Annotated in this window: 12 protein-coding genes and 6 pseudogenes; 4 read left to right on the top strand and 14 right to left on the bottom strand. The window is 55.2% G+C overall.

Annotation, left to right across the window (positions count from 1 at the left end; translation table 11 throughout):
- Window positions 1-5: 5 nt before the first annotated feature.
- Both BV390_RS03760 and BV390_RS03755 read right to left on the bottom strand, forming a co-directional pair.
- Window positions 6-920 carry an NAD-dependent epimerase/dehydratase family protein gene (locus BV390_RS03760; RefSeq protein ID WP_016927029.1) on the bottom strand — a complete coding sequence of 305 codons (915 nt, stop codon included), beginning with the start codon at window positions 918-920 and terminating at the stop codon, window positions 6-8.
- The gene (locus tag BV390_RS03755; RefSeq protein ID WP_085396600.1) at window positions 917-2,656 is read right to left on the bottom strand and encodes a fatty acyl-AMP ligase; all 1,740 of its coding nucleotides are present in this window, start codon (window positions 2,654-2,656) and stop codon (window positions 917-919) included. Before BV390_RS03755 ends, BV390_RS03760 begins: the two co-directional genes overlap by 4 nt.
- Before the next feature lie 736 nt (window positions 2,657-3,392).
- Here BV390_RS03755 and BV390_RS03750 point away from each other — a divergent pair.
- From BV390_RS03750 to psrA, 3 genes and pseudogenes are all read left to right on the top strand, one after another.
- A complete protein-coding gene (locus BV390_RS03750; RefSeq protein WP_085396599.1) occupies window positions 3,393-4,517 on the top strand; it encodes an N-acetyltransferase in 1,125 nt (374 codons plus the stop codon).
- A gap of 218 nt (window positions 4,518-4,735) precedes the next feature.
- Window positions 4,736-5,197: a diacylglycerol kinase gene (locus tag BV390_RS03745; protein WP_227517219.1), complete on the top strand. Its 462-nt coding sequence runs from the start codon at window positions 4,736-4,738 to the stop codon at window positions 5,195-5,197.
- Window positions 5,188-6,086: pseudogene (gene psrA, locus BV390_RS03740) on the top strand (L-proline-binding transcription factor PsrA). Before BV390_RS03745 ends, psrA begins: the two are co-directional and overlap by 10 nt.
- On the opposite strand, the gene BV390_RS31795 reads toward psrA, so the two are convergent.
- The 7 genes and pseudogenes from BV390_RS31795 to BV390_RS31270 all read right to left on the bottom strand — a co-directional run bounded on the left by BV390_RS31795 (window position 6,061) and on the right by BV390_RS31270 (window position 9,320).
- Window positions 6,061-6,195 carry a hypothetical protein gene (locus BV390_RS31795; protein ID WP_255379111.1) on the bottom strand — a complete coding sequence of 45 codons (135 nt, stop codon included), beginning with the start codon at window positions 6,193-6,195 and terminating at the stop codon, window positions 6,061-6,063. The pseudogene psrA and the gene BV390_RS31795 overlap by 26 nt on opposite strands.
- A 26-nt stretch (window positions 6,196-6,221) precedes the next feature.
- A pseudogene (locus BV390_RS03735) lies at window positions 6,222-6,952 on the bottom strand (MFS transporter); the annotation flags it as partial.
- A pseudogene (locus BV390_RS30550) lies at window positions 6,942-7,094 on the bottom strand (nucleoside recognition family protein); the annotation flags it as partial. The pseudogenes BV390_RS30550 and BV390_RS03735, both read right to left, overlap by 11 nt.
- 111 nt (window positions 7,095-7,205) lie before the next feature.
- Window positions 7,206-7,919, bottom strand: a complete 714-nt coding sequence (locus BV390_RS03730; protein ID WP_085396598.1) for a 4'-phosphopantetheinyl transferase family protein — start codon at window positions 7,917-7,919, stop codon at window positions 7,206-7,208.
- Between the two features lie 191 nt (window positions 7,920-8,110).
- Window positions 8,111-8,188, bottom strand: a pseudogene (locus BV390_RS32070) (IS200/IS605 family transposase); the annotation flags it as partial.
- 16 nt (window positions 8,189-8,204) lie between these two features.
- Window positions 8,205-8,714: pseudogene (locus BV390_RS31275) on the bottom strand (tyrosine-type recombinase/integrase); the annotation flags it as partial.
- A gap of 3 nt (window positions 8,715-8,717) precedes the next feature.
- The gene (locus BV390_RS31270; RefSeq protein ID WP_206098726.1) at window positions 8,718-9,320 is read right to left on the bottom strand and encodes a hypothetical protein; all 603 of its coding nucleotides are present in this window, start codon (window positions 9,318-9,320) and stop codon (window positions 8,718-8,720) included.
- Between the two features lie 194 nt (window positions 9,321-9,514).
- On the opposite strand from BV390_RS31270, the pseudogene BV390_RS31885 reads away from it, so the two are divergent.
- Window positions 9,515-9,604: pseudogene (locus BV390_RS31885) on the top strand (hypothetical protein); the annotation flags it as partial.
- 1,072 nt (window positions 9,605-10,676) lie between these two features.
- On the opposite strand, the gene BV390_RS03705 reads toward BV390_RS31885, so the two are convergent.
- Genes BV390_RS03705 through virB10 form a run of 5 tightly spaced genes read right to left on the bottom strand, consistent with a single transcriptional unit; the run spans window position 10,677 to window position 14,027 of the window.
- On the bottom strand, window positions 10,677-10,982 hold the full coding sequence (locus tag BV390_RS03705) for a dpoa decarboxylase (protein ID WP_085396596.1): 306 nt from the start codon (window positions 10,980-10,982) through the stop codon (window positions 10,677-10,679).
- A 43-nt stretch (window positions 10,983-11,025) separates the two neighbouring features.
- The gene (locus BV390_RS03700) at window positions 11,026-11,328 is read right to left on the bottom strand and encodes a TrbM/KikA/MpfK family conjugal transfer protein (protein WP_085396595.1); all 303 of its coding nucleotides are present in this window, start codon (window positions 11,326-11,328) and stop codon (window positions 11,026-11,028) included.
- Between the two features lie 26 nt (window positions 11,329-11,354).
- Window positions 11,355-11,762 (bottom strand): cag pathogenicity island Cag12 family protein, encoded by a 408-nt coding sequence (locus BV390_RS03695; protein WP_085396594.1) that lies wholly within the window; start codon window positions 11,760-11,762, stop codon window positions 11,355-11,357.
- Complete coding sequence (gene virB11, locus BV390_RS03690) at window positions 11,759-12,784, bottom strand: P-type DNA transfer ATPase VirB11 (protein WP_085396593.1); 1,026 nt, start codon at window positions 12,782-12,784, stop codon at window positions 11,759-11,761. The genes BV390_RS03695 and virB11 overlap by 4 nt, the downstream gene beginning before the upstream one ends.
- The gene (virB10, locus tag BV390_RS03685) at window positions 12,774-14,027 is read right to left on the bottom strand and encodes a VirB10/TraB/TrbI family type IV secretion system protein (RefSeq protein WP_085396592.1); all 1,254 of its coding nucleotides are present in this window, start codon (window positions 14,025-14,027) and stop codon (window positions 12,774-12,776) included. The genes virB11 and virB10 overlap by 11 nt, the downstream gene beginning before the upstream one ends.
- Window positions 14,028-14,034: the final 7 nt, after the last annotated feature.

Below are 14,034 nucleotides of genomic sequence, written 5' to 3'. Positions count from 1 at the left end.
AATAATTAAAACAGCCCTTCACGCAGCGCGCGTTCCAAACTCACCTGTGGAAACCAATTAATCTGTTGCGACAGCGCCTGATTATTGGCGGACCAGTCGCGATGCGTTAATTCGCGTATTTTGCTGCGCGTCAGCATCGGCTCTTGTTTGACCAGGCGGTTCCACAACACGCTGATATCCGCCAGGGCTTTCAGCAGCGGCAGCGGAATGCCCACCAGACGCACCGGCCCGTGACGCACGGCGGCGCCGATGTCCCGCAGGCGCAGCCAGTTATAGCCTTCAGCCACGCCGTCGCACAGTTCGTAAATATTCGGCTGCGCGGGTTCGGTCTGCACCCATTGGCTGACCGCCTTTGCCAAATCGCTCACGTGCAGAAAAGAGAGCCTGGCGTCAGGCGCGCCCAGCCGGGGCAGCACGCCGCGCAGCAGGCCGTTGAACAGCGGTTTCAGCTCTTTATCGCCGGGCCCGTAAACCGCCGTCGGGCGGAAAATCCCCAGCGCGATATCGCCCGTGGCGGCGATGAGTTGCTGCTCGGCGGCCTGTTTTGAATGGGCGTACCAGGACAGCGCCGGATGGCGGGCCGCCAGCGACGACATGAACAAGAAGCGATTGCAGCGGCCGTTCTGTTTGGCCGCCTGCATCAAATTCAGGCTGCCGGTGACGTTGCAGCGGGTGAACACCGCTTCCGCATGCCCGCGCACCTGGCCCGCACAATGCACGACGCACTCCGCGCCGCGCACCAGTTCGGTGAGCGAGGGCCGATCTTCCAGCGCGCCGGGGATCCACTGCAGGTTGTCTACGGCGGCTTTTCCGGCTTGCCGCGTCAAGGCGCGCACGCTAAACCCTTGCGCCAGCAGTTCCTGGACGATATGCCGGCCGATAAAGCCGGTCGCGCCCGTCACTGCCACGGTGCCGCTCATTGCGCGAAACCGGCCAGCTGCGGCATTTGCGGGTAGAGCGAAGCGCTCAGCCAGCGTTTTTTGGCCTCCGCGCGCGCGGGTTTGCCCGACGACGTGCGGGGAATGCTGTGCGGCGGCAGCAGCTCGATGTCCACCGCGATGCCGAACTCGCTTTGAATGCGCGCGCTCAGCGAATGCACGATTTGTTCACGGCGCTCTTCCGAACTGACTCGGCACTGGATCTGCAAAATGATCCTGGCCGCTTCGTCGTGTTCTTCGGTCACGAAGGCAATCGCATCGCCGGAACGGATTTCCGGTTCGGATTCCGCGACGTACTCAATATCCTGCGGCCAGATATTACGGCCGCGAATGATGATCAAATCCTTCTTGCGGCCGGTGACGTACAGATAGCCGTCCAGCAGATAGCCGAGATCGCCGGTGTCCATCCAGCCGGTCACCTGGATCTGCTGCTGGGATTCATCGTCGCAGAAATAGCCGTTCATCAGGCTGGGGCCGGAGATCGTGATATGGCCGACCTGGCGCTCCGGCAGCGGTTGCCCGGTTTCGCTGCGGATCTCGATGCGATGGCCGGGCAGCGCACGGCCGCAGTTGACGAAGGTCGAGACGGCGCGGGTCTTCTTGCCCGGCGCGACCGCTTTACCCTCGTACTCCAAAATATCGCGGTCGACCGCGTTGGTTTGCGGGCCGGAGCAGGGGTCGGAAAAACTCACCGCCAGGGTGTTCTCGGCCAGGCCGTAGCACGGCATGAAGGCTTTGCTGTCGAAGTTGATGCTGCTGAAGTGTTCGCCAAACTGGGCGAGCAGCTCGGCCGGGATCGGCTCGGCGCCCACGCCTGCAACCCGCCAGCTGGAAAGATCCAGATCGGCCAGCTCTTTGGCGTTGCTGCGGCGCAGACACAGATCGTAGCCGAACGGCGGGGCGACGGACACCGTGCCGCGATTCTTGGCGATCAGTTTCAGCCACTGCATCGGGCGCATGGCGAAATCTTGCGTGCGCAGGTAGTCGACGGACAGCTGGGTCGCCACCGGCGTCAGCAGGAAACCGACCAGGCCCATATCGTGATAGAAGGGCAGCCACGAAACGCAGCGGTCGCCTGCGCGCAGCTTGATCCCGTCGCGACTGATCGCGTTCAGGTTCGCCATCGCCGCCCGCTGGGTAATGATCACGCCGCGCGGAAAGCGGGTGCTGCCCGAGGTGTATTGGAGATAGGCGATATCGTCGGGCGAAGGCGCGGGCAACGCGATCTCCGGCTCTGGCAAGGCGTTAAAGTCCGCGTCGCTGAGGATGTGCAGCGCCGACGTGTTTTCCGTGGCCGACGCGATCAGCCGCGTCCACTCTTCGCTGCTGACGATCGCCGCGGGGTTGCAGCTGGCGATCAGCCCTTTCAGTTTGGCGGTGTAGGAGTCGCGCTGGCCCACGCCCATCGGGATCGCCAACGGCACCGCCACCAGGCCGGCGTATTGGCAAGCGAAAAAGGCTTCGACGAAGCCCGGGCTGGTTTCGGCGATAAGCGCCACGCGATCGCCTTTCTTGAGCTTCAGGGACAATAAACGCCGCGCGCCCGCGATCGCTTTTTGCTGCAGCGTGCGATAGTCGAGAACGGTCACGAGTTGATTGCGACGGTCGTAAAAATTCATTCCCGTATTACCGAGCGCTGCGTAATCCAACGCGTCCACTAACGTGGGGAAGTCCGCATAGCGCATGGGAAGAGAATGAACGGAACTTGTTTCAGACATAGACAAACTTAGCCATAGATTAAAAATCACCAAAAGAGAGAGCACTCTTGGCGAGGTAATTGATGTTTTACTATGAATAGGTTTTGAATAAGTTTGTTATTCAACCATCTTCATTCCGCGAACAGCGTATATTGCCGTGCTTGAGGGCATGCCGGTTATTAACCGGGCAGAGCGTGAATAGCCCGAATCATCTGCCTTGAGCGGCACCCTGGCGATATACGAGAGACTATTGTAATATCCGGGCTGCGCCGTTCTTTAGTCTGCATCTGTCGGGCAGGAAATAACTGTCGGCTCATAGGTTATGACCTCATGCATGGCTATCTTGGAACTTAAACACTTCCTAAACAGTATGCCGCAAGAAATTCAAAAGTGAACGATTCATTTAAGGCTAATCTTAAAAATAGCATTAAGTGGTAAAAATGGCGGCGCACCTCCTGATTAAAGTCGGTACACTAAAAGCGGCGAGTTTCTTTTACCATAACAGCACGAAATAATAGAGGAGCACCATTAGCGTAGCCTGGCTGCGCCGCTTTCTGTTTCCTTTTTTTATCAATTACGGACATCACAGGGTGAATGTCGGGTGCAATAATGCGCTGATTCGCAGGGGGTAATATTCGGTTTTTCTTATCATTGAACCGGAGGCAATACACAATCCAATAAATGAGAACAGCATAAAAAATGCTAAAGGCGTTGTCGCGCGCTTATTTAATTATTTTATTAAAACGTAAGGCTATTTATGATCCGCATTGAGAAAGTTCTGAGTAAACGCGAATTTAAAGAATTTATTGCTTTCCCCTCGCAACTGTTTCGTGATGATCCGAACTGGATTGAGCCGCTGCATGTCGAGCGCGAAGAGCACCTGTCGAAAAAGAATCCCGGCACCGACCATATTGAATGGCAGGCATGGGTGACCAAAAAGCAGGGCAAAGTCGTTGGGCGCATCACGGCGCAAATCGATGCTCTGCACCGGGAGCTGCATGGCGAGGATACCGGCCACTTCGGCATGATTGACGCCGTTGACGATCCCGCCGTTTTCAGCACCTTATTCACGGCGGCGGAGGAGTGGCTGAGGTCGAAAGGCGCGCGTAAAATCACCGGGCCGTTCAGCCTCAATATCAATCAGGAAAGCGGCCTGTTGGTCGAGGGATTCGACACCCCGCCATCGGCCCTGATGACTCATGCCAAACCCTACTACGCGGCGCAAATAGCGCAGCAGGGCTACAGCGAAGGGATTGATTTGCTGGCCTATTGGATGAAAAGAACCGACCTGCACTTTTCGCCGTCGTTAACCCGGATGATGGATCAGGTGCGCAAAAAGGTGACCGTTCGCCGCCTCAACCGCAAGCGCTTTCGCGAGGAGATGCAGGTGCTGCGCGAGGTGTTCAACTCCGGATGGCAGCATAACTGGGGGTTTGTCCCATTCACCGAGCATGAGTTCGCCACCATGGGGGATCAGCTGAAGTTTCTGGTGCCCGACGATATGATCCATATCGCCGAGGTGGATGGCGCCCCCTGCGCCTTTATCGTCGGTCTGCCGAACATCAACGAAGCGATTGCCGATCTGCAGGGGCGGTTATTGCCGTTCGGCTGGGCGAAGCTCTTGTGGCGGCTGAAAGTCAGCGGCGTGCGCACCGCGCGCGTGCCGTTGATGGGCGTGCGCCAGGAATATCAATTCAGCCGCATCGGGCCGATTATTGCGCTGCTGCTAATTGAGGCGCTGCGCGAGCCTTTCGCCAAGCGCAATATCGATGCGCTGGAAATGTCGTGGATCCTGGAAACCAATACCGGCATGCGAACGATTTTAGAACGCATCGGCGCGGTTCCCTATAAGCGCTACCGCTTATACGAGAAAACGCTTTAACCGACTGATAACGCATCACCTTTTCACGTTCTCAGAATAATAGTCGCGCCGGGACAATTCGGGCGGTGCCGTTTCAGAGAAAGGGGGGCGGCGCATGAGTGAATGCATCGTCTCCTTAAAGAGGGCGATTAAGACCTTTAATTAATAAACTCGCGATAAATTCACGTCGCGTGATTTATTCGCGAGTGATTGTGGCAGTTTTGACGAGAGCTGAATGCATGCCTGAGGAAAAGAAAAAAGGAATAAGCCGATTAACCTACAGCATAAGGAATTCCTGGGCCGGGTTTATTGACGCCGTGCTTACTGAAGATGCGTTTCGCCAATTATTGTTTATTAACGCTATTTTACTGGTTGTTACATTTGCTCTAGATGTTACAAATATAGATCGGTTGTTATTAATTGCGTGCAGTTTTCTGCTATTGGTGGTTGAGCTGCTTAATACGGCGATTGAAACCGTGGTCGATCGCATTTCGCTGGAATTGCATCCGTTATCCAAACGCGCCAAAGATTTGGGCGGCGCAGCTGGTGGCCGTGGTGATGACTATCATTATTTGGGGAATGGTGCTGCTGGGGCGATAAGGGCTTGGGGGCCCCAACCACCAGGCCGGTTACCGTGGCGATATAGCGGTTATCATCGTTGTTTTGCGTTCAGCAAGGAGAGTAGGCCGCTATGCCCGTGAATTTTGATCTCAACGATCTTTATGCCTTCCGCGCACTGGTGGAGTACGGCAATTTTCGACTGGCCGCAGAGTCCATTTGCCTGTCGCAGTCGGCGCTGAGCCGCAGGATTGAGAAGCTGGAAAACGCGCTGGGCAGCAAACTGTTCGATCGACCACCCGGCGCGTGACTTTGACGCGGTACGGGCTGGCTTTTGCCGAGTGTTCGGAGCAGCTGCTGATGAATGTCGAAGCGGTGTTGGCCGATATCGATAAGGTCAGCCAGGAGCGTACCGGGCTGGTCACCGTCGCCACGGTGCCGTCGGCGGCCTACTATTTCATGCCCGACGTGATACGCCGTTTCCGGCTTCGCTATCCGCGCGTGCGCGTTAAACTGATCGATGGCAGCGCAGGCTATGTCATCGAAGCGGTCACCGGCGGCCAGGCCGATTTCGGCATCTGCTTTGCCGGGCGCCTGCAGCCTAATCTTGAATTTGTGTCGTTGGTGGGGGACGTCTACGTGGCCGCCTGCCGGCGCGACCATCCGCTCGCCGCTAAAAAGAGCCTCACCTAGCGGGAATTTTATCAGCAGGACTACGTGTCGCTGGATAAAACCTCCGGCAATCGCAATCTGCTCGATCCGCGCCTGGAACACCTCATGCCGGAGCGCCCCAGCGTGTGCGAAACTCGCCATGTGACGACCATGCTGGGCATGGTTGAGACGGGCATCGGCATTGCCGCCGTGCCCGCCATGTCGATGCCCGCTTCAGAGCATTCGGTGTTGACGTCGGTGCCGCTGGTCGATCCGGTGGTGAAACGCAGCGTGGGCCTCATCAGACGCGGCGGCCGCATGCAGTCTTTCGTCGCCGCCGAACTGGAAAAGCTGATTACTGAACAGTATCAGTCTGCCTGACCAGCTGCTGCGCCGGCACGGTTCGCATGCCGGTCGCGCGAATGGTCGGCTGCGCCTGAGAGGAGGCGCACACAAGCAGGGTGATGATCGAACGAGTGAGTTTCTGCATGACATGATTCCTTATGGCAATTGGCGTTAGCGTGCGGTTTGCAGCGGCATGGCGATGCGGCGATACAGATACAGCGTCTCCAGCAAGGCGCACAGCGCGGCGAAGCTCATCCAGTAGCCCGGTGAAGCCTTATCTCCGGTGTATTCGATCAACGCGGTGGAGATCACCGACGTAAAGCCGCCGAATACCGCCGTCGCCAGGCTGTAGGCCAGCGAGAACCCGGCCACCCGCACTTCCGTTGGCATGATCTCGGTTAAGGCCGAGATCATCGCGCCGTTGTAGAGGCCATAAATGAAGGACTGCCACAGCAGTACGGCCAGCATCTGCTGAAGCTGGGGGCGGCGGCGAGCAGGCAGAGCGCCGGGTAGGCGGTGGCCAGCGTCAGCAGCGTCATGGCGACCAGCACCGGTTTGCGGCCGAAGCGATCCGACAGCGCACCGCCGATGGGCAGCCAGATGAAGTTGGAAATCGCGACCAGTAAAGTGACCAGCAAGCTGTCGGAGGCGCTGAGCAGCAGCACCTTTTTGCCGAAGGTCGGCGCATAGACGGTGATCAGGTAAAACGCGGTGGTGGTCATCGAGACCATCAGCATGCCGGCGATCACCACCGGCCAGTTTTTCAGCAGGGTTTTAAACACGTCGCGCATCGCCAGGTGGTGGTGGCGGGCGGTAAATTCCTGCGTCTCTTCCAACTTGCGGCGCAGGAGGAAGATGAAGGGAACGATCAGGCAGCCGAACAGGAAAGGCAGGCGCCAGCCAGCGTACGATAACATCAAGAATGCCCCGGACTTCGAGATATTTCATGATGATCAGCATGACGACCATAATCGGTAACAAGGTATAAAGCGCCACGTCGACGGAGGACTTTCCCGCTGACATGATGATGCCGATGACATCCATTTATCTATCACTGTATGTAGGTCAAATAGTTAGCGTTATCATAATCCCGACGGGGCGGAATGAACATGCTTTCATGCGCCGCACGACCCGCACGGTGGTTTTTTGTCCGGGCTACCAGAGGCAGGTCAGTACGCGACCTACGCTAATATGATATTCGCCACTGAACTGGCGGCCCGCAGGGAATTCATCGCTGAGTGTTTCATTAAGGCGGAGCGTGAAACGGTGGTTTGCCGGGGCGAGAGCGACGATGGCGGCAGCATTGAAATCAAACATCCGCTGCACGCGCGGATACAGCGCTTTGAACAGACTCTCTTTAGCGGAGAAAGCCGCCAGCAGCGCCCACTCCTTATCCAACCCACAGCGGGCGAGCAGCGCCTGCTCCGCCTGCGCAACAAACATATTGGCGCTTTCCTGCATGATCCCCGGTTGCAGGTGTTCAATGTCAATCCCCGGATGCAGGCCGTTGGACTGCGCGGTCACGACCGCAATAGCGATGTCCTCACTGTGCGACAGGCTGCCGCGCCAGCCCGTCGGCCATACCGGCGCGCGGTCGGCGGCAGTTAACACCGTCTCGTGGCAGCCAGACTGACGCAGCAAATAGTGCGCGCAGTAGCGCCCGGCCAGATATTCGGCTTTGCGTTTGGCGACGGCTCCAGCGAGGGAAGACGGCAGGGAAACGGCGTACTGGCTGAACAGCGCGTCCGGCATCGGTTGCCTGGAGAAGCGCACCCGACAGAATTTCAGCGCCGGGGTCGCGTAGAGGTAGCCGCACTCGGCATGCTGGATAAATGGCAAATGCTGGAAGGTGTCGGTGACGATAAACATTCAGGTCCATCAGGCAAAACGAAGCGTGGCGCTACCTTAGCGCAGGTGACTGCCAGAAAGCTACCCACCTGGTGGTGGGTAGCAGCCAGGTTGAATCGGAGGGCAAACGCAGAAAAGTAAAAGACCACCTTCTGATAAGGTGGCTTTTGAGAATGCCCCCTGTAAGGGGGGCTACTGTCACCTTCCGCTTACTACTCTAGCAATTCCATCTGCTGTTCATGCGTTTGTTCCGTTTTCTCCTGATGCCGCACATATCGTCTGATAATCTTCGGTGGAGAGTTTCAGATAGGGAATGGTCGATTCCGTCGATCGGTGGCCTAATACGTCCCCAATCAGCTTTCTCTGTACCCCCGTGTGCAGTAAGCTGACAGCGCATGCATGCCGGAAGATGTGGGGACCACGCTTGCCTGTCAGTTCGATGCCAGCTGCCTCCATCCTGCGACGGACCTCTCTGTAGATACTCACCATCGCGATATAAGGCGCGCGCGAACGAACGAAGATTTCCCGTACGTCAGTCTCTGGGCGGCCATGCTTAAGATAGGCGATCAAGGCCTCACCCATCGGCACCAGCAAAGGCAGAGCAGAACTCGCGCCGGTTTTAGAATGGCGAATGTGTAAAACATCCCCGCGCCAGTCGACATCCTCCAGCCGCAACCGGCCAATTTCGCCCGCCCGCAACGCATAGGTTGCAAGGAGCTTGAGGATGGCATAATCACGCAAGCCTATCGGCGAATGATCGTTACTGACGGTTTCCAGAACGATGGCGATTTGCTCCGGCTTGAGCGTTGAGGGGATTCCCTAGTAGGCGTAAAGCAGCGGCGCGATAACATGCGGCGTAAAGTTGGCGCGTGTGTTCCCCGTCCGATAAAGATGTTTCAGAAGACTGCGGAGCCGCTCAGCGACATCCTTGAGCGATTTGTGGGTCAATCCAGTTGCCCGCATATCCATATAAGCATCGATGTCGGGAACGCTCAGGTCAGCAAAGTCTACGGTCGGGGAACGCCCTGCGTACCAACCGCAAAAATGCTTCGCCTCCCACATCAGTGCATAGATAGAGGCGGCCGCCAGCCCACGCTCTTCCCGTAGCCACGACGCATAATTGGCTAAAATCCCACGCCAAAGACGCTCGCCATCGTCAACCGGCTCTGGTTCAGGAGGCCAGCACTTTAACGAATGACGCAATAGTGCATGGATCCCCGCGCGCGGAATGGCTTCCCAGTGGAACGCAGGCGGTTGTCCGTGACGTTGACGAAAGCGCCGAATGGCGAGTCGCAGGTAATTCGACACATCGTCCGGCGTTACCGCCTCTAGGGCGATCCTCCGCGCAGAAAGATGCAGTAGAAAATACTCTGCGTTTCGGCAGTAATTATGAACTGCAACGCGATTGTATCGCTGCTGCATCAGTGACGCCTCCGATTAGGCGACCAGAGTGTTGGGTTCTTGTGACATAAAAACTCCTCGACTGTGTTTTGAATAACAGGCAAGGATCTCATACCAAAAATAATCCGCAGCTACCTGAGTACAGATGCCAGCAAAAACGCGGGGAAAACTGCACTTTCTCAGTGTTCCTTCACATTATGAACTGCTGCTGATTATTGCAGGCACTGAAAAATGATAAACGTTATATTTTCAGGGCAGCCAGTGCGGCATCTGAAGCGCACCGTTATCTGATGGATAAGGTCTGAGTGAAAAATAATGTACCGCAAGGGAATGCGGGTTTTAGCCTTATACCGGAGATTACAGAATGAGCAATATTTCAGGAGATATTCATTTTCCTGCGAATATTCCGGGTATCTGATACCCATAATATTCGCAGGCTGCGGGTGCGGGCGGCAAAGAGCCCGCATATCCCGTAAGTTCTCCTGTAGTTGTTCGCCGCATAACATCGCCCCGCTCATCCGGACCATGATATGGGACGGATGGACGGAGCGACCCGTATAAAATCCCGGAGCGGCTGTTTCCATGGAAACCACCTCACCGGGAGCAGACGTTTTCATACGGGTATTGGCATTGCCTGTGGGCGTCACCGGTGGACGTCAGACCCCACGTCCCTGCATGACGCCCACCGGTGACGCCCATAAAAGGACAAAAAGCACTGAACACCCCCGGCGCTCATGCCCGTTATCCGCGCATTCAGAAAACAGCTGACCGGTGGTCGTCCGTCCCCTGAACCGCCCGAACCACGGGCAACGGCGTGTGCCATTACGCTCGGGCTGGACGCCCTCACTGCATGTCACATGGGAGTAATGACTCCGCTGAACGCTGCGTCACCCCCCCCCAGGGTCAAAGGCGGCACACCGTCACGCGCTACGCGCGACCAACCCCTTTAAGACGCTGCGTTTAGCCTATTTTTCCTCGCAAGCTCGAAAAAATCGGAACGCTGCTTTAAAGGGGTTGGTCGCGCCTAATCGGCATATTCCCCGCTGGGGCGGGAAATATAGCCTGGCTGCGACGGTGTGCGGGGCAAGCCCCCCACAAAAAACGGCACGTGGGCGTGCCTTTTTGCTCGCTGGGGCGGCAAAATTTTTGCGGCTCCCCCCCCCCGGCCTGCTCAATTCGCTGTGGGCGAATGTTCGCAGGTGGGCGCGGTTCCTGAAAATTAACAATTTCTTCGAAATTGAATTTTCTTTCCACGCTCCACTTCGTTATTTTTCGTCTTAACAATTTTTTCAAAATTGAAGCCAAAAATAACGAAGCCTTAAAACCCCCGCCGCCTGTTAGGGTGTGTATTGTACAATACACTTATGTTTTGTGTGATTACATCTGCTCGCGGTATATTTCAGCCCTGCATTCCCTTTCCGCTTCCAGTGCTTCACTGTAGGTCGCATCATCAATTTTCGTGCCTTTACTTTCTGCATACCTCATTAATTTATTTGCGTCAGCCTCATTGAGTTCTGAAAGATGATCGCGCAAAAGGCCGATAAACCTGCTTTCGTATATCTCATAATACAGCCCACAACCTCTGTGGGCTTCTTTTGATAACGTGTCATATACCAGGGCTACCGATATTCTGTCCTGATTGCGCGAGTGTATGTTTCGGATGAATAAGTCTTCTTTTTTCATGTTGCACCTTTTGCAGTAAACAGGAGTGTTATGCGGGTTATTACTATCCTCTGACCTTACCGAACTTAGACAGTATTTTATTTACTGCCTCCGGGTCTGCGCTGGGACATTCACCAAGAAATGCTTTTCTCGCATTCAACGTATGGTTGGGTAAGAAACCATGCTTATTCTTTTTTACTATGTTAAAGAAAGCCTTTTCTGCGGAGCGGCATTCACTTCCTCCACTATTTCCCGTTGCTTTCCCGTACATACAAAGAACAACTTCGCACGGGTCAGCGGCAAATGAATAAATCGGAGTTCCTGCGGCCAGGCATAATACCGCCGCCGCGATAACGGTTTTTTTCATGGTAAATCCTTATTAGATTGTATTGCTTAAATGGATTGGCGAGAGAAATAAATGGTGGTTTCTCTGCATGTCAGACAATTAAAGACAGGCTGGTATTCAATAACGCCTTTTGCGCCATTCTGGCGAAGCCAGTTTTTGGCATTAAAGAAATCAGTGCCGGATTGTGTAGTGACGACAATTCGTGTTGAATGAGCGACTGCGTAAAATACGGCTGGAGTCCATATTGTATCGTAGAAACTTTGTGCGCTGATTGATGATGTCCATTTACCGTTAACGGCCGGGGAAGGGACTATAACGTTATTGTCACTCCATTGAGGTAAACTGGTATTTAATGGGGCGGCGGCTTTATCCCATTCTACAGGAACGGGAGGCGGCGGCGATGAACATCCGGTAACTATTGCCGCCAACATGATTACTTTTAGTATCTTTATCATGCTTTCATTTCCTCAAAATACTGGTTTCGATGAATTGGACGGAAATAAATGTCATTCATACGACGGACATTTCCGTCTAAATCAATGCTCACAATCACGTCCAGGCTATCCAGAACCTTACGTAACATAAATGTATAGGGGAGCTGGGCGCACTGTGGATTTTCATAGCAACGGGTAATAAATCCATCTATTGCTTCTTTTGCTGATCCTGCGTGAATGGAGGTCATACTCCCTTCATGGCCGGAACCTGTTATTTTGAGAAAATCCCAGGCTTCCGCGCCGCGAACTTCTGTCAACAGAATACGGTCAGGGTTCATACGGTAATTCCAGCGTAAAAGGCTCGCCGGGGTGACGACAGACCCTTTTTCATCCGATGATTCTGACGGATAAAAAAGATGGACGTAGTTTTTATGGATAAAGAACGTGATTTCCGGGTTGTCCTCAATTGTTGATATTCGAAGATGTACCGGAATATACCCTATCAACATTTTCATATAGGTGGTTTTCCCGGTGCTGGTTTCCCCGGCGACCGCAAGAGTTTTACCGTACTCGACGCATTTCTCCATAAACAGAGGAATATTTTTTGTATTGTACAATGCAATTAATTCCTCGTCGTGCGTCTCCGTTTTTTCCTCGCCTGTTACCCGGTTATAAAATCCCGCATCGATATATGACTGATGCGGGATTTGTACCTTCGATGGCTTACGGATGGTGACAGACACCGTATCGCGCTCACAGGCCGGAGGAACAATCACCTGGCACCGTTCACCAGATTCCAGCGTGGCTGACAGCCCCGGCTTAATATCTTCGATATTGTCGCCGTGGTGTTTTGCCAGACACCGGGCAAAGTTATAGCAATCCTCATAGCTCAAAGGAACGGCGTGCTGTTCCCACACGCCGTTAATTTTTGTGTACAGTTCGCCTGGACGGTTGACGGCGATTTCCGTCAGACCGGGAAGCTCCAGAAAGTTGCCAAAGAAACGCTGTTTATAGCGGTCGAGGGAAATATTCTTAGCGGTCATTTTTCAACCTCAGCGTATAGATGTTGGAAAAATCAATATCCTCGCCTGTGATCAGGTTGATGATCTCGCCCTGATTCTTATAGAGCGTTGGGGGAATATTGATGCTGTTCTCCAGCGTGGTACGCGCCATATCCGCCATAGCCTGGCGGCTGTTTTCCGTATAGTCCGTATTGCGGTCTTTTTTACCCGAGCTGTTGGATGCCCATGCGCCAATATCGGGGATCATGCCGACCATTAACGCGCCGCCGAACCGTTTCCAGAAGTGCGAATCTATCCAGCCATCAACGCCAGCCTCTCCCAGTTCTCCGGCAGCGCGGGTATCGATCAGCGGAATATCAAGATAGGGGGGCTGGCGGGTACGCAGCTTCGTGATGATGAGGAAGGCGCGTCCCTGTCCGTGCGTCATTCCTGATTCAGCGCCAGTCTGGTAAACGCCCGTGGCGGTGGTCCCTTTTTCAATCAGCTTTGTATTACCGCTGGCGCTCCAGATATCTTCGGCGATCGTGCAGCGGATTTTCCCTGCCCGGTCCGAAACAAAGCGGTAATCCAGCGAACAGGGAATGGCGGTATTTTCCGGCACGTACAGATCCGGGTTATAAGGAATACGCCGGACCACTGCCGGGGACGGTTCCGGCGGTAGCGACGGGGTGTCTGTCTGCTGCCCGGAGCCGGTGGATGGCGTCCCTGACGACTGCCCGGCAGAGGATACCTGCGTCATCTCCTGCTGCCGGGTCCTGACCGGGTTTTGGGCCGCAGCGGCAGAGTTATCCCGGCGAATCAGAAAACGGGTTTTATCGAGTTCAGGCGGTGTCTCCGGCCCGGTGGCTGTCGTACTACGCGGACTGTTGTCCGCCGGTTCCGGCGCTTCGGCTCCGGTATCGTGCGTCCCCAGATCGGTACGCTGCCGGTAATCGCTCTGGTTCGGCTGTGGCGCGGCATCCTGCTGCTTTTCCTCACCGGGCTGCCAGAGAATGTTGCGGTAGACCCAGTTGCCCGCCCATGCCAGCGCAATCAGCCCAACGGCGGCGAGCGCCAGAAAAGCGGTGGCTTTCCCGCGTCGGCGCTTTTTCAGTTTATTGATGGCGGGTTGTAGCGGATCATTCTTTTCATCGTCCTGCGCGGTGAGAAGCGCCGCTTCCCGCTTTGTACGGGCCTCGCGCTCCAGCGCGGTGATATCGTCATCCGTCTGTGCCGGAGAGGGACGGGATTCATCAGGTTCAGGATACGGGTGTTCGTCGTTCATCTGCATG

Source organism: Klebsiella sp. YJ, from assembly GCF_002108615.1.
In the GTDB taxonomy this organism is placed as follows: Bacteria; Pseudomonadota; Gammaproteobacteria; order Enterobacterales; family Enterobacteriaceae; genus Klebsiella; species Klebsiella planticola.
Note: the sequence above shows the minus strand (reverse complement) of the source record. Positions and strands in the feature narration are given on the sequence as shown.